Origin of the sequence: Teretinema zuelzerae, from assembly GCF_021021555.1 — a bacterium.
GTDB lineage: Bacteria > Spirochaetota > Spirochaetia > Treponematales > Treponemataceae > Teretinema > Teretinema zuelzerae.
Map to the genome: position 1 here is coordinate 1,241,451 of NZ_JAINWA010000003.1, position 26,086 is coordinate 1,267,536.

A 26,086-nucleotide genomic window follows, 5' to 3' on the forward strand; every position below is an offset into this window, starting at 1 on the left:
CCAATCGATCATTCTGCCTCGATTTTTTTGAATTCCAACACCATGCTGGTTCTGTCCTCTCTCAGAGGGATCGCGACGCCGCGGTTCATCCAGGCGTCTCCCCGAAGAGCCGTGCCGATCGCGCCCGAGCTTCCGGTTGGAGGGAAAACAGGCGGCGGTTCGGCGGGAGACAGGACTGAAAGCGCGTAACGGAAAGCGGGATCGAGTCCTCGGGGCATGAGCGGAGGAAGGCGGGTTCCGAAGTTGTTTTTTTCGAGGAATACGAAAAGGACCGCGCGGGTTTTCGCGTCGTCGATGTACAAAAAGGACGCGCGGTTTCCGTTCGCCGGAGATTCGAGCCGGTAGAGATTTCCCCGCTGCACGAGGGGGCGGATGTCTTTGTAGAGCTCGATCAGGGAGCGCGCGAGGGAAGCTTCCGCTTCGTCCCACTCGCAGAGGTTTTCCCCGATTCCCAGCACGCCGGCCATGGCCGCGTGGAAGCGGAATTCGAGCGGAACAGTCCGTCCATTGAGCCAGTTTTTTTTCGCGGTAACCCAGGCTTCCATGGCGTGGGCGCCGTATGCCCAGGAAAATCCTTCCTGGATGAGCAGGCGGTCGCAGGCGTCGGTGTTGTCGCTCGTCCAGGCCTGGTCGAAATGGCGGAGAATGCCGATGTCCGCGCGTCCGCCGCCGCCCGAGCAGGTTTGGAAGCGAACTGCCGGATGGCGCTCTCTCAGCCGGGAGACGACGCGGTAGACGGCTTGGATATGGCGGAGGTTCGCGTCCCTGCGGTGTTCGGGAGGGCCGCCCGGTTCGCTCACGCTCCGGTTTAAATCCCATTTTATGAAGGATATGCGGTTCTCGGAGAGTAGTCGGTCCATGAAGGAGAATACGTAGTCTTCCACTTCGGGGAGGGAGAGGTTGAGAACCAGCTGGTTGCGCATTTCGGTGCGTTCGCGGCCGGGATAGTGGTAGACCCAGCCGGGATGGGCGCGGTAGAGGTCGCTGTCGGGGTTTACCATTTCCGGTTCGACCCAGAGGCCGAAGCTCATGCCGAGCTCCCGGATCCGTTCGATAAGCGGGGAAAGGCCGTCGGGAAATTTCTCGGCGTTCACATACCAGTCGCCGAGGCCGGCGCGGTCGTTCGAGCGGGCGCCGAACCAGCCGTCGTCCATGACGAAGAGCTCCACTCCGCAAGAGGCGGCGAGGGACGCGAGTTTTTCCTGGCCCGCTGAATCGACGGAGAAGGCGGTCGCCTCCCAGGAATTGTAGAGCACCTTGCGGTTTTCCGTTCCCGAGGGGGAAAGAAGGTTCCGCTGCCAGGCGTGGAGGCTGCGGCTCATGGCGCCGAATCCGCGTTCGGTAAAGCCGAAGAGGAAGAGCGGGCTTTCAAGGCTGTCCCCCGGGGAAAGCTCGGAGGAGAAATCGCGATCGTGATAGCCCGGGCTTACACGGGTTTGGCCGAAGGAGTCGCGTTCAAGGGAGATTTTCCAGTTTCCGCTCCAGGCGAGTTCGCCGAACCAGACGGGGCCGTCTTCCTCGGTCGCGCGGGAATCCGCATCGAGGGCGAAGAAGGGGTTCGCGTGATGGCTCGTAAAGCCCCGGACGCTTTCGAGCACGGTGCGCGCCAGGGGAAGCGGAATGCGTTGGAGCTGAGTCTCGCCGACCCAGCGGCCGGTAAGATGGGTCAGCCGGCTTTCGGTTCCCCGGGGCAGATAGACCGCGCCGGAAAGAAGGCTTTCGATCCGCGCCGCGCCCGGCGCAGGGGATTCGGATTTCTCGGGATTGCGCACAACCGTTCGGCGCGAGAAAAGATCGTATTCGGGAAAGACCTCGAACTCGAGGTCCGCTTCAAGTCCGTAGACCGGATCCGCGAGGGTGACGACGAGGCGTTCCTTATCGGCCTTCCATGAGCGGTATTCGAGGCGGAGGTCGCGCACTCCGTCGGGGAAGACGGCCGCCAGGGACGGCTCGCCGTAGCGGGGTCCTCCTGCGACGGGGAGGATTTCCGGGCTGAGGGTCTCCGGCGTGGAAAAGGAGGCCCAGCCCGCTTCCGGGAGGGCTTCAGGATAATCGGCCGGGTCGCCGAGGCGCGGACCGAACCAGGTTTGCAGGAGGAGCCCTTCCCCGGCAGGCCGCGAAAAGGGGAAGCCGTCCACGCTGGAGCCGCGCTGCGAAACGCCGAATACATAGGCCGCCGAGCGGGTTTCAAGAATCCAGAGTTTTCTCGTCTCGTCGAAACGTATCATGAAACGCGCACCTCGAACGAAGCGGGAGCAAGGCCTTCGACGGAAACGGTCGCCTTCACGACGCCCGCCTTTCCGGAAGACTCGATCCAGAACGCAGTTGTACCGCCCCGGAGCACCAGGGTCGAAGGACCCTGTACGCGGGCAGGACCGGAGAGGCTCACGGCCGCGACGGCGTCGGCGAAGGGTAGCGGATTTCCGTACTGGTCCAGAAGCGACACGACGACCCGCGTTGCGTCTTTTTCGCCGGCGCAAAGTACGGAATCGTCGGGCGCGGCAGTCAGGGAGGCCGGCAGAGGATTCTTCGGCATTCTGCACACGGCGGCTTCCTTGCCGTTGATGTAGCCGGTCAGGCGGAGATCCTCCCAGCGCATTCCCCATGCCCCGATCTTTTCCATGCTGATGTGCCGGGTATCGACGACGAAAGGCGGATGCGGCAGATGCGAGAGGGTCGGTTCGCGGCCCGTTATATGGATAGGTTCGTAATCGCCGAACTGCAGCGAGATGGAGTCGCAGTTGGTCAGCACGACGAGGGGGAAGACGCCGCCGATGCTCCGCTCTCCGCGGGCCCATACGGTGACGGGTTTGAGCACGATCTTTTCTGAGGGCGAAACCTGGGAGCCGTACACCCAGGCGGCGAATTTGGGCAGGCGGAAGATGTCCATCACGCCGTGGTGGCAGATCCGGTCGCCGGCGCCGAAGTCGCAGTGGGTGTTGTAATCGAAGGCGCACCAGCCGATGGCTCCGGAGACGCGGTCGTCCGCGTAGGAGGCGTTCTGCACGCGCAGATGGCGCAGGACATGCTCGTTCTGGCGTTCTTCGCAGTCTGTTTTCTTGGTGGGGTACATGTGGCCGTTGTACTCGGTGACCATGTAGGGCACGTCCCGGTCGAGGCCTGTCACCTCGCGCTGGCCGCGGAGAACGATCTCCCCGCCCGAGTGGACGAAGTCGTTCATCGTGTAGACATCCTCGAGGAGGTTGCTGTCCGTAATGTAGCGGACTCCGCCGGTTTGCCGGGTCGGGTCGAGGGCGCGGGAGAGGGAGTTCGTGCGCGAGTAGAAATCGTCGTCGTCCATGGACTCGTTGATGCGGACGCCCCAGAGAATGATCGAAGGATGATTCCAGTCGCGCGTGATCATTTCTTCTACATGGCCGATCGCGGTTTCCTTCCATTCGGCGGGGCCGATGTGCTGCCAGCCGGGAATTTCCTCGAACACCAGCAGTCCTATTTCGTCGCAGCGGTCCAGGAAGCTGATGGACTGGGGATAATGAGAGGTGCGCACCAGATTGACGGCGAGCTCTTCTTTCAGAATGTCCGCGTCCTTTTTCTGGGCGCGTTCGGGCATGGCGTAGCCGACGTAGGGCCAGGCCTGATGGCGGTTAAGGCCGCGGATTTTCAACCGCTCGCCGTTGAGGAAAAAGCCGTCGGCGCGGAATTCGGCCTTTCTGAAACCGAAGCGCGTTTCGAACGCGTCTGCGGGAATTTTCGGATCGGCGGCGGCCGGGGAGATGGAAACGCGAACCGCGTAGAGTGCGGGAGCATCGGGGCTCCACAGGGAAACGCGGCCGAGGCCGGAAAGCACGGAGCGGAGCACGCCGCCGCCTGCGGGCACGGTAACGGGGAAGGAGCGCTCGGCGACTGTCTTTCCGCTCGAGTCGGAGACGAAGGCGGTGAGAATCGCGGGAGCCGGGGACGGGAGGCCGCTACCGGCGTAGGCTTCGATCTCGAGATCGGGAGAAGCGGCGAGCGGATCGGGAGAGCTCAGGCGGACGTTTTTAATATGGAGGGGAGCGTACTCGTCGAGATAGACTTCCCGGTAGATTCCCGCGTAGGTCAGGTAGTCGATCTGTCCGCCGAAGGGGGGGACGTCCGGCCGTTCGGTCGCGTCGGCGGCGACCGTCAGGACGCGCGGCGAATCGGCGCCGAGCCTGCCGGTAACGTCGAACTCGAAGGGAGTGTAGCCGCCCTTGTGCTCGCCGAGGTAGGTGCCGTCAAGCCAGACCCTGGCGACCGCCATCACGCCCTCGAAGCGGAGAACGAGGCGTCCGCCAGGCACAGCCGTTTTAGCCGGCACGGTTCGCCGGTAGCAGGAAACTTCCTGATAGCATCTTTCGTCGAAATACGAGAGAGGCAGGTCCACCGGATTATGGGGCAGATCGACAGGGATGAAGCCGGAGCCGTCCGGGGACAGCTCCATACCGTCAGCATACCGTCGGTTGAATAGCCAACCGTTCATCAATCGTTCTCGTGCAATCATCTTATCGTTTCCTTCAATTATCTTATTAGTTCAGCCGATCAACACGTCGGCACGTTTCGCGGAATCCATAGACAGCAATCGCGCCCCCGTTGCCGGAGGCTTCGCGTCATTTAACCGAGCCGAGCATTCCTTCCACGAACTGCCGCTGCATAGAGAAGAATATCGCAAGGGTCGGCGTCGTCGCAAGAATGATGACCAGCATTATCACGCCGTAGTCGGGCGTATAGGAGGAGTTGAGCGACGAAATAGCGAGCGTGAGCAGCTTTTTATTGTTCGTCTGCAGAATAATCAGGGGCCACAGGAAATTGTTCCAATAACTCATGAATACTATGATGGCCGCCGCCGCGAAGGTCGACTTCATCGACGGCAAATAGATCAAAAAGAAGGCCTGAATCTCGCCGAGCCCGTCCACGCGCGAAGCCTGGATCAGTTCCTTGCTGAAGGTCCTCGTGCTCTGCCGGAAAAAGAAGATGACGAAAATAGAGGCGACCGCCGGGAGGATGATGGCCGCGAAGGAGTTGAGCATCCGTGCCTTTGCGAACATGCGGAAGAGCGGAATCATCACCGCGGCGAAGGGCACCATCATGGTAAGGAGCATCAGGCTGTACGTCCGCTCGCGGGCCTTGCTCCGGTACATCTCGAAGCCGTAGCCGGCCATCGAGGCGACCAGAAGCGTGCAGAAGGTGCCCACCAAGGTGACGATCGTCGTGTTCCTGAACACGAGGCCGAGGTGTACCACGGAGCCGAGCGAGCGGAAGTTGTCTATCAATGCCGTGCCGAAGCTCAGCTTGCCCATAGAGATGTCCTTCGAGGTGTTGGTCGCCCCGATGATCATCCACAGAAAGGGGAACACGCTGAAAAACGCTACGACGGAAATGAAGATATACGCCAGCGATCCGGAAATAGCGGACTGGGCGCGGCTGGATGAATACGAGTTTTTAGGCATTGTCTTCCCCCGAAATCTTGAATTGTATCAGAGCCAGAATCGCTACGAAAAACACGATCACGTACGAAATGGTCGCCGCGTAGCCGAAGTTCGGCGTAAAGAGAAACAGCACGTTATAAATATAGTGGGAGATCGACAGCGTCGCGTTCGACGGCCCTCCCAGCGTGATATTCATGGATTCGTCGAAAAGCTGCAGGGTGCCGATCGTCGACATGACGGATGTGAACAGGATGATGGGCTTGAGCATCGGAATGGTGATGAGCCTGAACTGGGAAAGCGGGCCCGCCCCGTCTATGCGCGCGGCTTCGTATATGGAAGGTTCGATGTTCTGCAGGGCCGAAAGATAGAACATCATGTTGTAGCCGGTCCACCGCCAGGTCAGGGCGATGATGATGAGAACCTTGGCCCAGAACGGGTCAAGAAGCCAGGGGATGGGTGCGGATATGAACTGGAGGCGCAGAAGCGTGTGATTCACGAGTCCTTCCAGGGAGAACATGCTCCGGAAGAGAACCGAATACGCGACCAGCGAGGTGACGCAGGGAAGAAAGATCGCGGTTCTAAAGAGCCCCTTGAACCGGAGCTTCGGGCTGTTGAGCACGGACGCGATGGAAAGGGCGAGGACTATCATCACCGGAACCTGGAAGATGAAGTACACGAAGGTGTTCTTCAGGGCTTGGTGAAACACCGCGTCCTGAAAGAGGCGGCGGATATTGCCCAATCCGTTGAAGCGGATCTGGTTGCCCCTGCCGGTTTGAAAAGAAAGCAGAAACGAGCTGATTATGGGATACAGGCAAAAGGTCGCGCACAGCAGAACAGCGGCGCCGACGAACAGCCATCCGGTCAGGTTTGTAGAGGGCTCGCCCCGGTATCGTATAGACTTCATGCGGTATTCCTCGCGGTAAAAAAGTGGAAAAAAGCCGGAGCCCGGACAGTCCGGGCGCCGGCTCTCAAAACTGGAAATTATTCCTGGATCTGGGAAACAAGCTGGGTTTGCGCGTTCTTTAACGCGGCGGCAACGCTCGATCCCTTGTAGACTTCGGGAAGGATGGCCGCGATCGCCGCGTCGGCTTCATAGGTGTATGAACCGTATTCGATCGAGGGGATCTTGTTCATCCAGGCGGAGAAGTCGGAGAACACTTTCTGGCCGCCGAAGAAGGCGTCGGCGTTCATGTACGCGGTTCCGCTCTGGGAGGGAGAGAAGGTTCCCACGGCGCCGCGCTCGACAAGGATCTTCTGATAGAAGTCGTTGTCCTTCGCATAGATCGCATTCAGGAAGTCGATGGCGGTGTCCTTCGCCTTGGACTGGTTCAGCACGTACCAGCTGGAACCGCCGAGGTTGGACGCGTTCACCGAGTTCGCCACGTTCAGGCGGGGAATAGGAGCGACGGCCCACTTGCCTGACTGGGAAGCTTCGGCCTTGACGGAACCTACGATCCAGACGCCGGTGCTGATTGTCGCGGCCTTTCCGGAGTTGATCGCGCCGACCCACTCGGACCAGCCGCTGGTCTTCATGGTAGCCGGAGAAGCGATGAGTTTGGCATAGGTCGATACGGCGGCTTCCATCACGGCGTTGCCGGCAAGATTCGGTTTTCCGGCCTTGTCGAAGTACCAGGAACCGGCCGACTGGAGCATGATGCGCACAAGGCCGCCGTCGGTAGGATCGAAGGCGCACATTGATACGCCGGTTTTCTTGAACACGACTTCGCCGATTTCGATGAAGCGGTCCCAGGTGATGTTTTCAAGGTCTTTCGCCTTGAAGCCGGCGGCCTCGAGAACGTCCTTGCGGTAGAAGGTTCCGGCGACGCCTGAATCGAAGGGAACGCCGTAGGTTTTTCCGCCCATGGTCATGAGGCGAACCTTATAGGGCGCGAATTTGGAGTGATCGATTTTTCCGGTAAGATCCGCGAAGCTTCCGGGGAAGGAGGAAAGATATTTCTGAGCGTTGTAGTCTTCGATAAGGACGATGTCGGGCAAACCGTCGCTGACGCCTGAAGAAAGATTAATCAAGAGTTTTTGCTCGACGTCGGCCTTCGCCATATCGACCACTTCGATTTCCACGCCGGGGTTCGCGACCGCGTAGCGAGCCTTCGCCTCGTTCATGATCGCGATGTTGAAATTCGGATCCCATGCCCAGATCGTCAGTTTTTTTGAACCGCTTCCCTGTGATTCCGTTCCGCCGCCGGCGAAAGCTCCCGCCAAACAGGCAGCGGCCATAGCGATAGCCGCAATTCGTGTCTTTTTCATGTATTTCCTCCTCTGAGATTGCGGGCGGAGATACCATGACCCCGTCCGTTACTCAGAGTATAAACTGGTTTTACTAAAAGTCAAAACATTTTACTAGTATTTTACCACTTATTTTACTAAACTTTCAAAGCAAAAAAAAACGGTTCCCGCAAAGGAACCGCAATTAATCACCCGTTAACGCAATATTTCACCCGGACAGCCGTTCGGTTTCAGAAAAATCAGGATTTCAGGCATGCAACACAAAACCGTCCATTTTTTCTTCTCCGTTTTCGATCCTGCATGAATCGCGGATGACCAGGTGGGACGGAACGATGAGTTTTTTCGGTATCGTCCGGCCCTCCAGCCGCTCGCGCAAAAGATCGACCGCCGTCTCCCCCATAAACTCCGAGTGGAAGCGCACCGTTGTAAGAGGAGGAAAGGTGTATTGGGCGGTCGGGATGTCGTTGATGCCGACCACCGAAATGTCCTGGGGGATTCGCAGGCCGCATTCGTGGATCGCCTTCATGATGCCGAGGGCGGTCGTGTCGTTTCCGGCGATGATCACCTCGGGGATGTCGCGCTTCTCCCAAGCGGCCATGAACATGGAGTAGCCGCTCCGGGCGGTCAGCAGATCGAGGCTCACGTACTTTTCTTCGAAGAGGTTACGCTCCCGCAAATACTCGACGAAGGCGGTATACCGGCGTTCTCCCAGATAGGTACGATACTCCTCGTAAATTTCCCTGCAGCCGAAAAACCCGATGCGGGAAAAACCCTGCCCCAGAAGAAAGTCGAGCAGAAGCCGCATGGAAGCGTCCACTTCGACGGAAACGCTGTCCAGCTCGCTCGGGCAGGGAGTCGAGTCCACCGCGACGATGTCGGAACAATACGCCCGGAAGGAATCGATCTCGGCGCGGGCGAATTTGCCTATCGCGATGAGCCCGGCGATATTGCGGAGCTGGTCCGCGTGATACCCGTCCTCGGTTTTGAACAGCTTCACCAGTTCGAAGCCGGCTTCCTGGCTCCTGCGTTCGATGCCGATTCTGATCGATATGTAATACGGATCTTCCAATTCTTCTTCGACCGACAAAAAGTGAACCAGTCCGATGCGGGGACGCGCGCCTTTTTTCCGGGAAGCGGCCCTGGCCCCTGCCTTGCGTCCCGGCGGAACATAATCGAGCTCCTCTGCGACCTCGAGGATTTTTTTTCGTTTATCGGGGGAGACTGAAAGGGTTTCATCGAAATTGAGAACCCGGGAAACGGTAGCCATCGAGACTCCCGTCCGTTCCGCGATCTCCTTTAAGGTTGCCATGAGCGTACGCCTTCCTCAAGGGAACCGGCCGCATTGCAATCGCCTTCCGATTCTCTTTATTTTTAGTAAAACTGTTCGTTCTATTCTATCCCTATGTATGAATTCTGCAAAGGGGTGCTTTTCCAAAAACGGACGCCGGGTATACTGGGCGAATGACGAGTCCGATTCCGCTTACACGGCGCATATCTATCCCTCCCGACGCCAGGGGACTAAGCCTGGCCGGCTATCTTTCCGCCCGCTTCACCTATTTCGACTCGGCCTCGTGGACCAGGGAAATCGAGGAAGGACGAGTGCTGATCAACGGCAGGCCGGCGGATCCGCTGTCGCTCCTGAAGCCCGCAGACCAACTGCAATGGACGCCCCTCCCATACGAGGAGCCTCCGGTAAACACGAATTGGAAAACGCTCCATGAAACCGACGATTTCATCTGGATCGAAAAACCCGCAGGACTTCCCGTCCACCCGTCCGGCATCTACCGGGAAAACACGCTCTGGAATTTTCTCGGAATGGCGGAAACCGGCTATTCGTTCATAAACCGCCTGGACCGCGAAACCTCCGGCGTCGTCGTGGCGGCGAAGGGGGCCAGGCAGGCGGCCCTCGCCTCCCGGTGGCTGCAGGAAGGCCTGATACGCAAAGAATACCGAGTCCTCGTCCACGGCGCCGCCCCGGAAGCCTTCGAAGCGCGGGGCTATCTCAAACCGGACAGCGCCTCGCCGGTACGAAAAAAAAGTCTGTTCGTCCGGGATGATGCAGAACCGCGCGCGCAACCTGAATCCGGCGAACGACAGGAGCCTCCGATTCCCGCTTCTTCGCGGTGCGAGACAGCCTTCGAGCGGATCAAGGAGTTCTCGCTTCCCGACGGGTCCCGGGGAAGTTTGCTCGCGGCCTTTCCCCGCACCGGGAAGACGCACCAGATCAGGGCCACCCTTCAGGGATCGGGATTTCCGGTCGTCGGAGACAAGCTCTACGGACTCGATCCAGAGTTTTTCATCAGATTTATCGAAGGAAGCCTGACGGAAAAGGACCATGAAAGGCTCATCCTGCCGAATCAGGCCCTTCACTGCATGCGCATGATCCTTCCGATAAAAGGCGTCGATATCGCGAAAACCGTCTCCGGAATTCCTGAATCCTGGGATGAAGTACTTGTCTGATAGACAACCCGAGGGTACAATTCCTGCATGATCAATGTTTTCAAATGGGATGAATCCCTCAGCACCGGTTTCGACGAAGTGGACAACCAGCACAAGAAGCTTATCCGCGTCATAGAAGACGTCCATCAGGCCATGGAAGCGGCCGACAGGGACGAAGCGGACGCAGGCCTCAAGCTCGCGAAGGATTTGAAGCGGCTCACCGATTACACGCTGTATCATTTCACGGAAGAAGAAGACCTGATGCGCAGAAACGGATTTCCCGGGCTCGAGTCCCATAAAAAGGAGCACGAAGCCTTCGTCGCCAAGATTACGGCGCAGATTAAGGGGCTCGCCGCCTCAGACGCGGAAGCCTCGTTCCAGCTCTACCGCTTTCTCGGCTCCTGGCTGCTCGCGCACATAGCCCGGTCCGACCAGGAATGGGCGGCCTTCATTTCGCAGAAAGCCTGAATGGGAGCATCAGAAGCCGGATTGCAGCCTCTTGCTATCCGCGACCGCGGCGAAGGATGACCGATGAATCTTGAGGATTTCACCAAAACATTCATTTTCAGCTACGGCGTCGCCTTCATGAATATAGCGCTGATTATGATAGTCTCGCGGCGGAAGCATCTGATCGATTACATCAATGCCCTGTTTCACTTCGTGTTCGGCTTGATGTGCTTCGCAGGAGGATTCTCCGTCGCCAACCGGTTCGAGAGCCTTCCGGCGAATCTGACCGTCTACTATTCGATGGCCCTTTTAGGCCCGATCGGCTCGGCCTTCGTCCTCGATTCGGTCGGCATCCGCTTCACGAAGATGCGTCTGTTTCACACGATAATACTCGGCATAACCGCCGTTTACATTGGCGGAACCGTTTTGATTTTCGCGGGAGTTCCCTGGAAGTACGTCTTCACCCTCTCGTATGGTCTCCTCTTTTTAAGCGACGTGTCCGTTTTCATTTTCCTTAGAATAGAATTGGGAAAGTTCAGGAACGTTGCGGGAAATCTGAAGGTTCTCTACACTATTCTCCTTGTTATTGCCGTTCAAACGCTGGGAATGCTGCTTTCCAAGCCCCTCGGTCTCGATTCGCTCCTCTACATTTTCTGGATCCTGCTCATATTCGCGATTTTCGGATTAACCTTGCTCAGCTTTTCCGCGCCGGAAACATGGAACCGGCTCAGGGAATCGGCAACCCAGGCGCACAACGACAAAACCCGGCTGAAAAAACTGGATATTCCGGAGTTGCTGAAGTCTCTTGAAGAGGTAATGGAGACGAGAACTCCGTTCACAGACCCCGAACTCAGCCTCGAAGACCTCGCGAGCCTCATCGGCATAAGCGGTCCTCAGCTCTCGGAAATCCTGAATCAGCATCTCGGCGTGAATTTTTCGAGCTATGTAAATTCATGGAGAATCAAAATGACGAAAAAGAGAATCCTCGCCGAACCCGATTCGTCGATACTTACGATCGCATTCGATTCCGGCTTTAATACCAAATCGTCTTTCAACGCAGTATTTAAAAAAGAAACCGGCACCACGCCGACCGCATACCGCAAGGAGAACACATGAAATCGCATACCCGAACGGCATCGCGCGGAGAGCTCCGCCCGCGATCGATCATCAACCTGGCGCTGCTTTTAGCGGCGGCCTTCTCGCTCGCTTCCTGCGCTACAGTGAGCAGGCACTACATGGATAACGTAGAAACAAAGTATCCCACGGTGCGCCGCTTCGCCGAATCGACTCCTCCGGCCGCCGGAGTGAAAATGAAAGAAATCCGCGATTCGGAAATACCCGGTCCCGCTGGAACCATAGAAGTCCGCTTCTATGTTCCGCAGACGCAGAAGGAAAACTCGCCGGTTCTGTTCTATATTCACGGAGGCGGCTTCGTTTCGGGGAGCATCAACGCGGCGGACAGCCTCGTGAGACGGCTTTCCAGGGATTTGCAGGCGCCCGCCATCTCGATCCATTACCGGCTCGCCCCGGAGCATCCCTGGCCTGCGGCGATAGAAGACTGCCGGGCGGCGTATGCATGGGCTGAAGAAAACGCCGCGACCGTTTTTCCGGGATCGAACGGCAAACTCATCATTGCCGGAGAAAGCGCCGGAGCGAATCTGGCGGCGGGAATTACGCACTGGAAAAAAGCGGAAGGCGGAGAGCAGCCCGTCGCCCAGCTGTTGTACGCCCCCTATGTAGGGAACCCCGAGCCGGAGCTTGGCGCGCTGTGGCCGTCGCGTCTGGAACACTCGAAGACGAGCGTCATCACGCCGCGGAGCATAGACTTTTTCACCCGGGCCTACACGGCCGGACGCGAAGAGCTTTTAGCAGAACCGTCGATCTATCCTGTTCTCTACCCTTCGTTCGACGGCCTCGCTCCCGCCTTCGTTACTATCTGCGGCAGGGATACGCTGAGGGATGAAGCGGAAGCGTACGCGACGCTTCTCGAACGCGACGGCGTATTCGTCGTGAAAATGTTCATAGCGGACCGGGATCACGCATGGTCGGGAGATCCGGTCGTCCGGGCTTCGGCAGACTTCATTCACGGGCTGCCGCAAGAATAGAGCATCGAACGCGATACGGCCCGGATCTTATTTCTTGCCGAATAATTTCCTGAACGATTCGCGGAAATCCCTCCGAACCTGGCGTTCAGGATCCCGGGAAAAGGCGAAGATGTCCTCTTCTGCTCCGGCGACGAGGAGCACGTCTTCTTTCGCGAACGCGTAGGAGGGATCGTTGATGAAGGTGAACTCGTCGCTGTCCTCCTTCCTGAGCGCCACTACGTTGAGGGAGAATTCCTTGCGGAGATTCGCTTCCATGAGCGTTTTCCCGATGCAGTATTCGTTCGCACGGATTTCCGCAAGGGACAAGTTCTGGGAAATCGGCATGAAATCGAAAAGCAGAGACGACGCGAGGATCGGCGTGATGCGCTTGGCCGCTTCGCGATCCGGATAGATGACCTTCGTCGCTCCCATCAGTTTCAGGATTTCTCCGTGTTCGTCAGTCTGCGCCTTCGCGACGATCTCCCGTATGCCCATCTTATGCAGAAAATTAATCGTCATGATCGAGGATTCGATTTTTCCGCCCAGATCGACGATGACCGCGTCTATCTCGGGCGGCACGATCTTCCTCAACGCCGTTTCGTTGATCGCGTCGGTAATATAGGAAGCCCGGGCGAAGTCCTTATATTTTTCGATCACGTCCTTGTCGCGGTCGATAATGATGATCTCGTTGGTGATTTCCAACAGCTCTTCGAGCATCCTGATGCCGAAGGCTCCAAGCCCTACGATTGCAAACTGTTTCATTCGTTCTTCTCCTTTTCGATTCTATCGAAAATCGCGCCGTTGCGTTCCCGGCTCATCCTATTAAAATCGACGCGGACGGATATTCGAAATACCGCTCTTTTTCGCTGTGAGCGAAGCCGAGGGCCATGGCGAAGATGCCGGTTCTTCCGATGAACATCGTCGCGATGACGATGGCCTTGCCGGCGGCGCTCAACGATGCGGTGGCGCCCAGCGATAATCCGACAGTAGCGAACGCCGATATCGTTTCAAAAAAGATATCGAAAATGCGCACAGTGCCGGCCATGAGGCTTTCTCTTTCGCTGATCAACAACAAAAAACAGGCGCTCATGCATATCATAAGACTCTTCGCCACTATGCTGAACGCTTTTTCGACGGTTGCGGTATCGATGCACTTCCGCCGCATATTGAAGCCGTTCTGCTCGGTATTGCCCCGAATCGCGTATAAAAACACCACCAGAAAGGTGGTAGTCTTTACGCCGCCTGCGATCGATCCGGGAGATCCGCCGATGAACATGAGAACGGCCGTGAACAGATTGGAAGCCGGCGTCAGATTCGCCTGGGAAACGGTCTCGAATCCGGCTGTTCTCGGCGTCACCGCCTGAAAAAACGCTGCCGAAATCTGTCGCAGAGGGGGCAGGCCCGCGAATGCGCGGTTGCGCTCTAAAAGCCAGAACACCGCGGCGGCTCCGAAAATAAGAGTCCCGCTCGCGATCAGCACGATTTGGCTGTGATAGGTAAGCCGGTGCAATTTTTTCGTAAAAAGTTTGCGGACATCGGCCAATACGGAAAAACCGAGCCCGCCCGCGATGATGAGCAAACTTATCGCAAGGGGCAGCCAGGGATCGTTCACAAAACCGGCGAGGCTATCGGAACGCGTGGAAAAACCGGCGTTGCAAAAAGCGGAAACCGAATGAAAGACGGCATCCAGAACCGGCTGTTCAGACCCGGCGCCCCGGAAGCCTCCGTACAGCAACACGGCACCTATCAGCTCGACGATGAACGTCGTCCCGATGATTGAAAGGAGTATCCGTCTCGGCTCAATTTCCACATCCTCGGAAAAAAAGTCGCGGACGACGGTGCGATTCACAAGGGACAGCTTCCTCTTGGGAGCAGCCAGATAAAAAGAAATGAAGGTGACGATTCCCAAACCGCCCATTTCGATTAAAACCATGATGACGATGAATCCGGCCGGGCTGTACACGTCCATGGAGACCGTAGAAAGTCCGGTTACGCAGACAGCAGACATCGCGGTGAACAGCGCGTCCAGGTAGGGAACCGGAATGCCCGACGCATAGGCGAAAGGTTGAGACAACACAGCCGAACCCAGGAGCGGCAACACGATGAAATACGCAAAAAGCTGAACCTTGTCCATTGAAAGGCGGGTACGCATGGGGAAAGTGTACACGGAAGACGCGAATTTGAAAAGGAGAAGCTCTCAACAGGAAAGTTTGACGAAATCCCTGATTTTCTCCATTTTCCGGAGCAGAAGCCCGGTCATCATAGGCGGATACAAGCCGTCGCGAACCTTCTCAGGGATAGTCGAGGAAAGATGTTGAATAACTTCTTCTACCGATTCGAAGAGAACAGGATCGCAGGACCGCACCTCGGAAAGAAAATCGGAGAGGGCGTCGAGTTCAACCCGGTACAGGGCGTTATTCTCCCGTGCCACATACTCGGTATACAGGCCGTTCGATCGCTTTACTTCGATCTGGCCGATAAGGAGGGCGATATCATCCTGCATATCCTCGATTTCAAGAGTCAGAATTCCCAGGAATTTACTCACTTGCTTCATAACGCCTCCCTGAACCGGCTGCTGCCGTTCACCTAAGATTTTCGTATCCCCGGGACGCCTTGTCAAACATCCAAAGTGAATACGAAAATCCGGGAGGCGCATGAAATCAGTCGTGCAGAATCTTTCCGTTCGATTCGATGACGGACTTATACCAATAGCCGGAATCCTTTATCGTCCGCTTCTGGGTTTGCAAATCAACATGAATGAGGCCGAACCGCTCGCGGTAACCCTCTGCCCACTCGAAATTATCCATCAAGCTCCAATGGAAGTAGCCGGCGATATTCGCTCCGTCTCCGATCGCTTTTTCGAGCTCCCTGAGATACCGTGTCGTAAAGTCGATGCGCGCGGGGTCGTGCACCTTGCCGTCGACATGCACCCAATCGGAAAGAGACAGCCCGTTCTCGGTGATGATCACCGGTTTTCCGTACCGTTCGGAAAGGAAGCGCGGCGCCCAGCGGAGGGTCTCGGGCTCCACGTACCACTTGATCGCAGTCTGCTCCCTGCCGGAGGGAACGGGCACGGGCTCGATTCCGGTTTCCGTCTTTTTCACCCGGAAGCCGGAATACAGATTTATGCCGCAGAAATCGGTTTTTCCGCCGATCCCCGGCAAGTCCTTTTCCCAGTTCGGGGGAAGATGGCTGCCCATTTGCGAAATGAAATCCTCAGGGTAGGTTCCGAAGAACACCGGATCGGTATACATGGCCATGGACCACATGTAGCCGTGGCGGGGTTTATAGGAGAAAAACGCATTCTTCGCCGCTTCTACTTCCTCGGGGCTGTCGTTTACGGGAATGAAGGACTGCGCGGTGGGAACGTAGCCGATGTTGAAAACGCCGCCGCCGACCGAACGGAGAGCGTCTACCGCCTTTCCGTGCGCGACCAGATGATTATGCAGGCCGTACATCAAATCCTGGACGGGAGCCTTCAGGCCGGGCGCGTGAACGCCCGCCTCGTAGCCGAGGCCGAGGATGCACTGGGGCTCGTTGAAGGTCATCCAGTCGGTCACCCGGTCTCCGAGAACCTCCGCGACCGCGAGGGCGTATTCGGCGAACGCGTCGCTTATCGCAGGGTTGATCCAGCCGCCCTGCCGGTGAAGGTCGTAGGGGAGGTCCCAATGATAGAGAGTCGCCCAGGGGCGGATGCCGGCTTCAAGAAGGCCGTCCACGAGCCTGGAGTAGAAATCGAGACCGGCGGGATTGATTTTGCCTCTTCCGTCCGGAATAATGCGGGGCCAGGCGAGCGAGAATCGATAGGATTGAAGCCCGAGCTCTTTCATCAAGGCAATATCGTCTTTCCAGCGGTTATAGTGATCGCAGGCTATTTCTCCCGAATCGCTGTTGAAGGTTTTACCCGGCGTAGCGGAAAAAACATCCCAGATCGACGGTTTTCTTCCGTCGGCCCGGACGGAGCCTTCAATTTGATACGAGGCGGTCGCCGCTCCCCAAATAAAATCGGATGGAAATGACATACAAACTCCTGTACTATGTTCTGAATTGAATACTACCGAAGCCGGGAAAAAAAGGGAAGCATTTGTGAGTGAATTAATTGCCGATTTCAACAATTTAAGCGGTTTTTTTACAGAACTTTTTACTCGGGCGGCCTCTTTGTATCCGGGCAACGCCCTTCCCCGACATCCCGCGGTCTTGATCCACAGCTCGCTTTCAGCCTTCGGCACGGTGGCAGGCGGGGAAGGGACCGTATGCGCGGCCCTCGCCCAAGCGGCGGCTCTCAGGCGCGTAACGCTGATAATGCCGGCACACAGCGACGACGTCCCGCCGGCACCCTTCGACAAACGGTCGACTCCCTGCCGCTCCATGGGCAGAATCCCCGAATGGTTTCGCGCCATGCCCCGCGTCCGACGCTCCGATCATCCCGTTCTTTCATTCGCCGCCCTCGGCCCCGCCTCAGGCAGATTCGCACGGGGACACCGGCTTTCGAACGGACTCGGGCCTTCCTCTCCCCTCGGAACCCTCGCCCGGGAAGACGCTTTCATACTCATGCTCGGAACCGGCTGGGAAACCTGCACCGCCCTCCATCTCGCCGAATATCCGCCGGACGGAAGCCGGCCGACCGAGACCGTCACCTGCTCAGCGTCCCGCGTCGTCCGCATCGGACCCGTATCCCTGACGTTCAGGGAAACGGCACCTGACGCGGCCTTCCATACGCAAAAATTTCCGGAAACAGGCGAATTCTTTGAAACGCGGCATCCCGAATCAGTGTTTTCGGGCGCACTCCCGAACGGAAAATGGAAGTTGTTCAGAATCCGCGCCCTTCTCGAAGCGGCAGCGGGCAAGGCCAGGGGAAGCGAATCCTGATGGACAGATGCATACATTTACGGTAACCTGACGGCGTATGCTCACATTTATGAAACGCTTATTCGGACGCGCCCAGGCGCCCCTCCAGGACATAGAGGATACGCCCGAAGAACTTTGGCGAGCGCCCTTTAAAAAACCCGACGCGTCGCGGCTTCCCGCTGAAAAAGGGGACGGATACCGAAGCTCCTTCGGCCCGGACGGGTTCATACTCGAACTTGAACGCAAGAATATTTTCGCCTGGACCGTCGATCCGATTTATCGCTACCGGGACGCGGTCTTCGAAGCCGACATCCTGCCCGGTTCCCCGGAACACGCTCCGGCGGAAGGAGAGGCAGCCCCGCAGAACCCGCTGCCCGATTCCCGGCGAATGACGAACGCGGGAACGGCCGCCGGCGGCATAATCTTCAGATATCTGAACGAATCGACTTTCTATATGGTTCTCGTTTCCGACGCGGGAATGATCAGGATGGACGCCGTAGTGAACGGAACGCCCCTTCCCGTTCTCGGCTGGACCGAAACGGCAGCGGCCGCGGCGGGAAAACCGGGAAGCCGACTGAAAATAATCGCCCGGGGAACTTCCTTCACGCTCATCGTGAACGAGCGCTGGGTCGCCGAGTGTTCGGACGATACGATCCAGGCCCCCGGACGGATCGCCCTCGCGGGACAAAACTGGAACGCGCTCTCCTCTGTTCGCATAGTATTCGGCTCGCTGTCAATCGACTCCCGGCCCTTCGAAATCGAAGCGGTTCATACGCGATGGAATTCTCTCATCCCCATTCCCCCGGAAGCCCGCGTAAGACTCGCCGAAACCTGGCTCGCGATGGGCTCCTACGTACCGGCCATCCTTCAGCTGAAAAAAGCCGAGAAGGCCGCTCCCCTCCAACCGGAAGCCCGCCTCGCTCTCGCGCGAGCATACCTGGCTCAGCGGGTTTTTGAGGAAGCCGAGGAGGAATTCAGGAAAATCATAGAAGCGCGTCAGGAGGCCCCGGAGGCACTGGAGTTTGCCGGGACTGATCAGGTTTTATTGAGTACCGATCCCGCAGAAGACTCGCAACCAGCACAAGTCCGCGCGGAAGGCGGCGCCGGGACTGCCTCAATCGCGGCGATAACAGAAGCCCGATCCGAGCTGGGAGGAATTTTCTACCTTCAGGATAGATATCAAGATCTGGAAATCCTGCTCTCGGGAATCCCGATAGAACAACGGAGGGAGTCTCCCTTTCTTTCCAACCTCGAAGGCCATCTGCTGAGGCACAAGGGCTGTCATGAGGAAGCGGCAACCCGCTACGAACGCGCCGGCGAACTCGTTCCCGGAGAAGGACTCTTCCACCTCAACGCCGGAAACGAATGGCTGAAGGCGGGATTGCATCCCCGGGCTGTAGACGCATGGCTCGAAGCCGGTCGCAGATACCTCGCAGCCGGAGACACGGACGAACTCGAGGGCATCATAGATAATCTCGAATCTGCAGGGCGCCTGAGCTTGCCCGAACAGGAATATCCGATGCAGGCCCTGCGGGGAAAATACCACTACGCCAGGGGAAACGCCGACGAAGCCCTCGCCTGCTTCGAACGAATCGAAGGGGAACGCTGCTCCGATTCCGCCGTCTGGTATCTTTCAGCCCTGCTGCGCCGTGAAAAGGGCGATATCCAGGGCGCCCTCGAACGGTTAGTGCGCGCACGGGATCTGGAGCCGGGATTTGCGGCCTACCGCTTCCGCCTCGCCGAAACCCTCCGCAACGCGGGACAGGACTACGAAGAAGAACTGAAACAGGCCCTTGAGGCCGACGACAGCGACGGATGGATACACAATCTCGCCGCTCTTTCCTTGCTGGACAAAAACGACCCGGACTCGGCGGCGATACACCTGGCCGAAGCCCGCCGGCTTCTTCCCGGGGAACGCGAAATCGTCGTCAATCTCGCGGAAGTCAGGCGGCGACAGGGCAGGCTCGCCGAAGCGCTTGAACTCCTCGACCGCTCGAACGCCCGGGAACTCCATGCCGGCGCGAATCTGCTGGTAGAGGAAGGAAAATACGAAGATGCCGAAGAATGGTACCGCGAAGCCCTCCGTAAAACGCCCTTCGATCCGGAACTGTTGGCAGACCGCGCGGCGAACTGCCTTGAACTCGACCTCCTGAACGAAGCCGACGACCTCTTGGGCAGGGCCTACGATATTCAACCGAGTCCCCGCGTTTTTCTGCTCATCAGCTTCCTTGCCGGGAAAAAGGGAGAATTCACCCGTTCTGAAATCGCTCTCCAGCAGGGGCTGGAGGAATTCCCCGAAGAAACCGAACTGCTTCGCGAGCTTGCCCGCGTCTATCTCCACACCCAGCGCGTAGATAACGCAAAAGCGGTTCTCCGCAAACTCAAGCGCATAGACTCGGGTCCGGAAACAAACGAACTCGAACAGGACATCGAGGAACGCAGCTCGCAAAAAATATCCTGCTCGTCATGCAACCGATACTGGCGTGTTCCGCGCAATCTTCCCCCGCAGGGCTCTCTCCACCTCACCGCCCAGCCCCCGGACGATCTCCCCGCCGGAACCTGTCCCGCCTGCCGCGCCCATTACTGCATCGGCTGCGCCCGGGAACATCTGGGAGACGACGGAAGATTCCGCTGTAAAACCTGCAATACGCCTTTAAAACTCGTCGAACCGGGAATAATTTGGCTTCTCAACCGGTGGCAGGCTGATTCTCCGGAAGGATAACCTCGCCAATCGCCGCCCGTTAGGCTATAATTTCCCGATGAGCATCAAACGATTTTCCCTGTCCTGGGTCATCATCGCCGTCACGTTGCCGCTCCTGGCCATGCTGGCGTGGAGCCAGTTCAACTGGCTTCAGGAGCTGCAAAAAAGGGACGAACGGCGCATTCGCTACAGCATGATCAGCTCCGCGCAGACGCTGACCCGCCGGATCCACGAAGAACTCCTGTTCCTCCCCACCTTGCTGCGTTTTCAGCGCGAAGACGACAAACCCCTTGAATACCACATGACCGAGCGCAGACAGTTCTGGGAAAAATACGCGATCAATCCGAAAATACTCAAGGCAGTCGTCGTCTCCGATTCATTTCAGGATGATTCTCCGATATGGTCCTATTCGTCGCCGGATCCTTTCAGCAACGAGCCCCCCTTCAGGCACGCTCCTCCCGATGCCGACGAAATACGCATCAGCGTTCCGGCGCCGTCGAGCTCGGCGAACGACAAAGCTGCTGTTCAAGCGGAAATAACCTGCGTCTACGACCGCAACGTCTTCCTCGACACGGTCATCCCTGCCCTCGCGGAAGGAAATCTGGTTTCCCTCGATCTTCACGCCTATCGAATCATCGATTCTAAGTCGGGAAAGCTCGTTTACCAATCCGATTCGTCAATTCCTCCAGAAGCATTTCTCGTTCCCGACGTCGAAGTCGCGCTCGATGAAAACACGCAATTTCCCCTCCCCCCGCGAGGACAAAACCTGCTTCCGGAAACCCTCAACATCGACTGGATGGAAGCCTTCGCCTTCCTCAAGGAATATACCCGGGAAGGGGGAGCCCGCCCGCCGGAAAAAAGAATCTCGGGGGCGCTTTCCCATTTGAAGCTGCAAGCGGTTCTCCGCGACGGCTCCCTCAGCAACCTCTCCCGCAAAGCTACAATTCAGAATGCGGTGCTCAGTTTCGGCATACTCGCGCTCATCCTGGTCGCGATGATCCTCCTCGCTGAAGCCTCCCGCAGATCGCGCAGGCTCGCGGTCAGCCAGCAGGAGTTCATTGCCACTGTCACGCACGAGCTCAAAACGCCGCTTGCGGTCATCTCTTCGGCGGCTCAAAATCTCACCGACGGCCTGGTCAGGGACCGGGAAAAGGCGGAACAATACGGGCAGCTGATCAGAAAGGAGTCTGCCCGGTTGAGCGCGACCATCGAGCATTTTCTGCTCTACGCGAACACCTCGAACCTGACGCGCGTCAATCACGACATCATTAATCTATCCGACCTTATTATCAAAGTTCTCAAATTTTCCGAACGCGACCGGCTCGAACTGGATTTTCAAACAATCGTAACCTTGCCTCCGGAACCTGTGTTCGTTAAGGGAGACGCCGTCGCCCTCGAATCAGTAGTGCAAAACCTCGTTCATAACGTCGTCAGACACGCTTCGGGAGGCAAATACCTCGAAATTCACCTTTCTGTCGAAGAAAGGGGGAGGAAAGTGCCTGAAAGGCATACTATACTGAAAGTGAGAGATAAGGGATGCGGCATTCCGGCGAATGAACAGAAGTATATCTTTGAACCCTTTTGGAGAGGAAAAAGAGCAAAAGAAGGCCAGATCGCCGGAAACGGCATCGGTCTAAACCTGGTCAAGCGGATTGTTCAGGCGCACGGGGGCACGATTGCTCTCGAAAGCAAACCGTATGCCGGCAGCACGTTTAGTATTTCATTACCATGCCGGTAAAGGAGCGGGAGATGGCAGACAGGATTCTGATGATTGAAGACGAACCCGGCCTCGTTCTGACAGTCGGAGACAGGCTCAAGGCGGAAGGATATATCTTTGATTCGCGTACTGACGGCGTCAGCGGCGAAGAAGCGGCTTCAAACGGAAAATGGAGCGCTATAATCCTCGACGTCATGCTGCCGGGCAAAGACGGCTTCGCGGTTTGCAGGAGCTTGCGAACGTCAGGCGTCAAAACGCCGATACTCATGCTCACGGCCAGAAGCCAGACGGAAGACCGCGTGCAGGGGCTTAAAATCGGCGCAGACGACTATCTATCAAAGCCCTTCGAAATGCCGGAACTCATCGCCCGCATCGAAGCCCTCATACGCAGATCTTCCCAACGGCACGGAAATGCCCAGGCCGCTGATTGCGAGGAAGTTTCGATAGACCTGAAAAGAGGGGTCATCTGCAACAAGGGAGAGGAAACAACCCTTTCTGCGCAGGAAATAAAGCTTCTGGATTACTTCTACAAGCACCGCGACGTCATCATTTCACGGGAAGAGCTGCTGAATACCGTCTGGGGATACGACTCGAACATCACCACTCGCACCATAGACGTTCATGTGGCTCGTCTTCGGCAAAAAATGGGAGACGTACGGGACATCCCCCGCTACATTCATACCGTGCGCGGCATCGGCTATAAATTCACCCCGCCGAATTGAAGGCCCGGCCGGGTTCCGCCAATACATCAGGCGGCCAGATTCCCCTGCCCGCTAAAAGCCTCTCGCGGTTTTCGCTTTGGTCTGTTTCAGCATGGACCTCGAAGCCGAGCGCTCCGCGCAGCTTTCTCAGATACGCCGAACGCGAAATATTGATTCCGCCGAACCGCGCCATGTGGTCCGTATACACCTGGGAATCGATCAGAACTCCGCCCATTTTTTCAAAAAAATGCCGCGCGAACACCGTAAACGCCGTTTTCGCCGCGTCGTCCGCGCGGGTAAACATCGATTCGCCGAAAAACACGCCGCCCATCAGAATGCCGTAAAAACCGCCTACCAGGCGGCCGTCCTGCCAGGCCTCGACCGAATGGGCCAACCCTTCATGATGGAGCTCTATATACGCGTCCATCATGTCCTCGGTGATCCAGGAACCCTGCTGATTTTTCCGCACGACTCCCGAACAGCAGCCGATCACCCGCTCGAAGGCGGTATCGGTCCGAATTTGAAACGGACTCTTTTTCACCGTCCGTTCCAATCTGGACGGAACATGAAAGCTTTCCGGCAGAATGACGAAGCGGGGATCGGGCGATTGCCAATACAGGGGATCGTCGTCGTTGAACCACGGAAAAATACCCTGCGTGTACGCAGAAACGATCATCCCCGGAGAGAGATTGCCGCCTACCGCCACCACCGAGCCGCAGGCATCCTCCGGCTCGGGAAAGGGAAAGTACTCGTCCAGCTCAAGATAAGGAAAGGCCGGATCGCAGCGGGACTGCGAATCAAATATTTTCGGCAGTCTGCACGCCATCTGGTTTCTCCGTCAAAATCTTCACCGCGCTTCCCTGGCCGGAAGTTCCCGCGGACGCATCGAGCACGCAGGTCGCCCTTCCGCCCCTCGAAAGCTCTCCGAAGAGAACCAGATCGACAAGCGGCGTGGTGATCAGATCTTCTATCAGCCGCGCCACATTCCGGGCCCCGAACTCGGGAGACCAGCCGCGCTCCACGATCAAATCCAGCACCTCGTCCGAAACGGCGAGCGACACCTTTTTCTCCGTGAGCCTCGAGCGAACCTCGTCGAGCTCCTTCTTCACGATGGAGATCATCACCTCGCGGGAAAGATGGTCGAAGCGCACCACCGCGTCGAGTCGATTCCTGAATTCCGGCGTAAAGGTTTTTTCCACCGCTTCCGAAACCGCCGCGTCAGTAACCGCCCGCTCGCCGAAGCCTATCATCGGCTTTCCGATTTCGCGCGCTCCGGCATTGCTGGTCATAATCAGAATGATGTTCCTGAAATCGGCCTTCCGCCCCTGATTGTCCGTCAGGGTCGCGTAATCCATAATCTGCAGAAGAATATTGTAAATATCCGAATGCGCCTTTTCTATTTCATCCAGAAGTACTACCGCATGAGGCTGCTTGCGCACTGCGTCGGTGAGCAATCCGCCCTCTTCAAATCCCACGTAACCGGGAGGGGAACCTATCAAACGGCTAACGGTATGTTTTTCCTGATACTCGCTCATGTCGAAGCGGAGCATCGCTATGCCCAGGATGTCGGCCAGCTGCCTGGCCAGTTCCGTCTTGCCCACGCCGGTGGGCCCGACGAAGAGAAAATTCGCCACCGGTTTTCCCGGCGCACGGAAGCCTGCCCTGGAACGCTTGACCGCCCGCACTACCGCGGCTACCGCATCCTGCTGGCCGAATATCTTCTGCGAAAGCTCGGCGTCCAACAGCTTGAGCCGTTCGGTCTCTCCGGTGCTCACCGTTTTTTCCGGAATCCTCGCCACCTTCGCCACGACTGTTTCAATCAAGGCGCGGTCTATCACCGGAACAAGGCAAGGAGCATCATCCCGTCCGGCCGAGGCGTCCCCGGTTTCTGTAGCGACTCCGCATCCAGTTTCTGCAGCGACTCCGGCGCCGGTTTCTGGAGCGAGACCGGCGCCTGTTCCTGCTTCGCCTATGGCGCCATTAGATGCTGCCTCGGAGAGGTCCGCTTCGGGGAATGATTCTTTCGCCGCCGCGGCAGAACCTCCAGCTGCAGCCGTTGCGTCAGAGGCCGTTAAAGAAGCGGCTGCCGACGCCCCGCCGGCGATGATTCTTGCGCGCGCTCCGGCTTCGTCGATTATGTCGATAGCCTTGTCAGGAAGCTTCCGTTCGGTAATATATTGGGCTGAAAGCCTCACGGCTTGTTCGATCGCCTCGTCGGTATAGACTACGCCGTGGAATTCCTCGTACCGCTTTTTCAATCCCTTCAGAATTGCAATCGCGTCTTCTTCCGCGGGTTCCACGATATCTATTTTCTGGAACCTGCGCGCGAGCGCATGATCCTTCTCGAAGTATTTATTGTATTCCTCGTAGGTCGTCGATCCGATGCACCGTATTTTTCCGGATGTCAAAACAGGCTTCAACAGGTTGGACGCGTCCAGGGTTCCGCCCCCGGTGGAGCCGGCGCCGATTATCGTATGGATCTCGTCGATGAACAGAATTGCCCGTTCTTTCTTGAGAAGCTCGTCGATGACTCTCTTTATGCGCTCCTCGAAATCTCCGCGGAATTTTGTTCCCGCAACCAGGGAACCCATATCGAGGCTGTAGATTTCATAGTCCTTCAACAGGCGGGGCACATCGCCGCTCGCGATCCGCTGGGCCAAGCCTTCGGTAATCGCGGTTTTTCCCACGCCCGCGTCTCCGACATGCACCGGATTGTTCTTCATGCGTCTGCACAGAATCTGCACGGTGCGTTCGAGTTCGCCTTCCCGTCCGATGAGCGGCTCGAGTTTTCCCTGGCGGGCAAGCGCCGTCAATTCCACGGTATACCGCTCAAGAAAGGATTTTTTCGCGCCCTTCTGCCTATTCAGCGGGTCGCCTGATTCGTCAGGTTCAGCGCGTTCTCCGGAATCGACTCCCTCGGCCTCGCCGCCGGGGCCTGTTTTTTTCTGCGCAGAGGGGTCTGCGGCGTTCCGGGCAGAGGATTCGCGCCGTTCGATGTCGTCCGCCTTCCTGCCCTCTCGATCTTCGGAATTCAGGAACAACCCGTTTTCTTCCGAATCATAGGAATCGTCGGCCGACATGCCGCCGTGGCTGATGACTTCCAGAAGGATCAACCGGTCGAGCCCGCCGCGCCGCATATAGTAGGAACAGTAATTTTTCTGTTCGTCTATGAGGCTTACCAGAATATCTGATATTTCCAGCACCTGCTTTTCGGCGCTTTCGCAATGAATCACCGCGCGCTGGAATACTTCCTGAAACCCGACGGTCTGCAGGGGCTCCGATCCGGTGAGAACCGGCATGGATTTCCGCAGATACTCGTCAACGCTGTCGTGTATATAGGCTATGTCGGCGCCGCACATGGCGAGCACCTTCAGGGCAGGAGGATGATCGAGAGCGGCCAGTAGCACATGCTCGGGGGTTACGTATTCATGCCCCCTCGCCCGCGCGTCCGACCATGCCTGATCCAATACCTTTTGAACCACTCCGCTTATCTTGAT

At 57.5% G+C, this 26,086-nt stretch carries 20 protein-coding genes; 8 read left to right on the forward strand and 12 right to left on the reverse strand.

What is annotated here, in order from left to right; all coding sequences use genetic code 11:
* Positions 1-8 precede the first annotated feature (8 nt).
* The 6 genes from K7J14_RS12660 to K7J14_RS12685 all read right to left on the reverse strand — a co-directional run bounded on the left by K7J14_RS12660 (position 9) and on the right by K7J14_RS12685 (position 8,961).
* Complete coding sequence (locus tag K7J14_RS12660; RefSeq protein ID WP_230756912.1) at positions 9-2,228, reverse strand: alpha-galactosidase; 2,220 nt, start codon at positions 2,226-2,228, stop codon at positions 9-11.
* Positions 2,225-4,483, reverse strand: coding sequence for a glycoside hydrolase family 2 protein (locus K7J14_RS12665; protein WP_230756915.1), 2,259 nt, complete (start codon positions 4,481-4,483; stop codon positions 2,225-2,227). The genes K7J14_RS12660 and K7J14_RS12665 overlap by 4 nt, the downstream gene beginning before the upstream one ends.
* A gap of 106 nt (positions 4,484-4,589) precedes the next feature.
* Complete coding sequence (locus K7J14_RS12670; RefSeq protein WP_230756930.1) at positions 4,590-5,429, reverse strand: carbohydrate ABC transporter permease; 840 nt, start codon at positions 5,427-5,429, stop codon at positions 4,590-4,592.
* On the reverse strand, positions 5,422-6,312 hold the full coding sequence (locus K7J14_RS12675) for a carbohydrate ABC transporter permease (protein WP_230756933.1): 891 nt from the start codon (positions 6,310-6,312) through the stop codon (positions 5,422-5,424). Before K7J14_RS12675 ends, K7J14_RS12670 begins: the two co-directional genes overlap by 8 nt.
* A gap of 77 nt (positions 6,313-6,389) precedes the next feature.
* Positions 6,390-7,673 (reverse strand): ABC transporter substrate-binding protein, encoded by a 1,284-nt coding sequence (locus K7J14_RS12680; RefSeq protein ID WP_230756935.1) that lies wholly within the window; start codon positions 7,671-7,673, stop codon positions 6,390-6,392.
* Positions 7,674-7,899: 226 nt separating this feature from the next.
* Positions 7,900-8,961, reverse strand: coding sequence for a LacI family DNA-binding transcriptional regulator (locus tag K7J14_RS12685; protein WP_230756938.1), 1,062 nt, complete (start codon positions 8,959-8,961; stop codon positions 7,900-7,902).
* A gap of 152 nt (positions 8,962-9,113) precedes the next feature.
* On the opposite strand from K7J14_RS12685, the gene K7J14_RS12690 reads away from it, so the two are divergent.
* The 4 genes from K7J14_RS12690 to K7J14_RS12705 all read left to right on the forward strand — a co-directional run bounded on the left by K7J14_RS12690 (position 9,114) and on the right by K7J14_RS12705 (position 12,643).
* On the forward strand, positions 9,114-10,112 hold the full coding sequence (locus tag K7J14_RS12690; RefSeq protein ID WP_230756941.1) for an RluA family pseudouridine synthase: 999 nt from the start codon (positions 9,114-9,116) through the stop codon (positions 10,110-10,112).
* 27 nt (positions 10,113-10,139) lie between these two features.
* On the forward strand, positions 10,140-10,559 hold the full coding sequence (locus tag K7J14_RS12695) for a bacteriohemerythrin (protein ID WP_230756944.1): 420 nt from the start codon (positions 10,140-10,142) through the stop codon (positions 10,557-10,559).
* 63 nt (positions 10,560-10,622) lie between these two features.
* Complete coding sequence (locus K7J14_RS12700) at positions 10,623-11,654, forward strand: helix-turn-helix domain-containing protein (protein WP_230756947.1); 1,032 nt, start codon at positions 10,623-10,625, stop codon at positions 11,652-11,654.
* Positions 11,651-12,643, forward strand: coding sequence for an alpha/beta hydrolase (locus K7J14_RS12705; protein ID WP_230756949.1), 993 nt, complete (start codon positions 11,651-11,653; stop codon positions 12,641-12,643). The genes K7J14_RS12700 and K7J14_RS12705 overlap by 4 nt, the downstream gene beginning before the upstream one ends.
* A gap of 27 nt (positions 12,644-12,670) precedes the next feature.
* On the opposite strand, the gene K7J14_RS12710 is transcribed toward K7J14_RS12705, so the two are convergent.
* The 4 genes from K7J14_RS12710 to K7J14_RS12725 all read right to left on the reverse strand — a co-directional run bounded on the left by K7J14_RS12710 (position 12,671) and on the right by K7J14_RS12725 (position 16,644).
* A complete protein-coding gene (locus tag K7J14_RS12710) occupies positions 12,671-13,384 on the reverse strand; it encodes a potassium channel family protein (RefSeq protein ID WP_230756951.1) in 714 nt (237 codons plus the stop codon).
* A gap of 52 nt (positions 13,385-13,436) precedes the next feature.
* Entirely contained in the window at positions 13,437-14,774 is a 1,338-nt protein-coding gene (locus K7J14_RS12715) for a TrkH family potassium uptake protein (protein ID WP_230756952.1), read from the reverse strand.
* A gap of 45 nt (positions 14,775-14,819) precedes the next feature.
* Complete coding sequence (locus K7J14_RS12720; protein WP_230756955.1) at positions 14,820-15,176, reverse strand: hypothetical protein; 357 nt, start codon at positions 15,174-15,176, stop codon at positions 14,820-14,822.
* A 106-nt stretch (positions 15,177-15,282) separates the two neighbouring features.
* Positions 15,283-16,644 (reverse strand): GH1 family beta-glucosidase, encoded by a 1,362-nt coding sequence (locus K7J14_RS12725; protein ID WP_230756957.1) that lies wholly within the window; start codon positions 16,642-16,644, stop codon positions 15,283-15,285.
* A 64-nt stretch (positions 16,645-16,708) separates the two neighbouring features.
* Here K7J14_RS12725 and K7J14_RS12730 point away from each other — a divergent pair, with 64 nt between their 5' ends.
* The 4 genes from K7J14_RS12730 to K7J14_RS12745 are packed head-to-tail and all read left to right on the forward strand — an operon-like array spanning position 16,709 to position 22,610.
* Positions 16,709-17,491, forward strand: coding sequence for an AAC(3) family N-acetyltransferase (locus K7J14_RS12730; protein WP_230756959.1), 783 nt, complete (start codon positions 16,709-16,711; stop codon positions 17,489-17,491).
* A gap of 49 nt (positions 17,492-17,540) precedes the next feature.
* On the forward strand, positions 17,541-20,192 hold the full coding sequence (locus K7J14_RS12735; protein WP_230756962.1) for a tetratricopeptide repeat protein: 2,652 nt from the start codon (positions 17,541-17,543) through the stop codon (positions 20,190-20,192).
* A gap of 37 nt (positions 20,193-20,229) precedes the next feature.
* Positions 20,230-21,909, forward strand: coding sequence for a sensor histidine kinase (locus tag K7J14_RS12740; RefSeq protein ID WP_230756976.1), 1,680 nt, complete (start codon positions 20,230-20,232; stop codon positions 21,907-21,909).
* A gap of 11 nt (positions 21,910-21,920) precedes the next feature.
* Positions 21,921-22,610: a response regulator transcription factor gene (locus K7J14_RS12745; protein WP_230756978.1), complete on the forward strand. Its 690-nt coding sequence runs from the start codon at positions 21,921-21,923 to the stop codon at positions 22,608-22,610.
* Here K7J14_RS12745 and aat read toward each other — a convergent pair.
* The gene (gene aat, locus K7J14_RS12750; RefSeq protein ID WP_230756980.1) at positions 22,594-23,415 is read right to left on the reverse strand and encodes a leucyl/phenylalanyl-tRNA--protein transferase; all 822 of its coding nucleotides are present in this window, start codon (positions 23,413-23,415) and stop codon (positions 22,594-22,596) included. The two genes, K7J14_RS12745 and aat, sit on opposite strands and share 17 nt — an antisense overlap.
* Positions 23,387-26,086, reverse strand: coding sequence for an AAA family ATPase (locus K7J14_RS12755; RefSeq protein ID WP_230758901.1), 2,700 nt, complete (start codon positions 26,084-26,086; stop codon positions 23,387-23,389). Before K7J14_RS12755 ends, aat begins: the two co-directional genes overlap by 29 nt.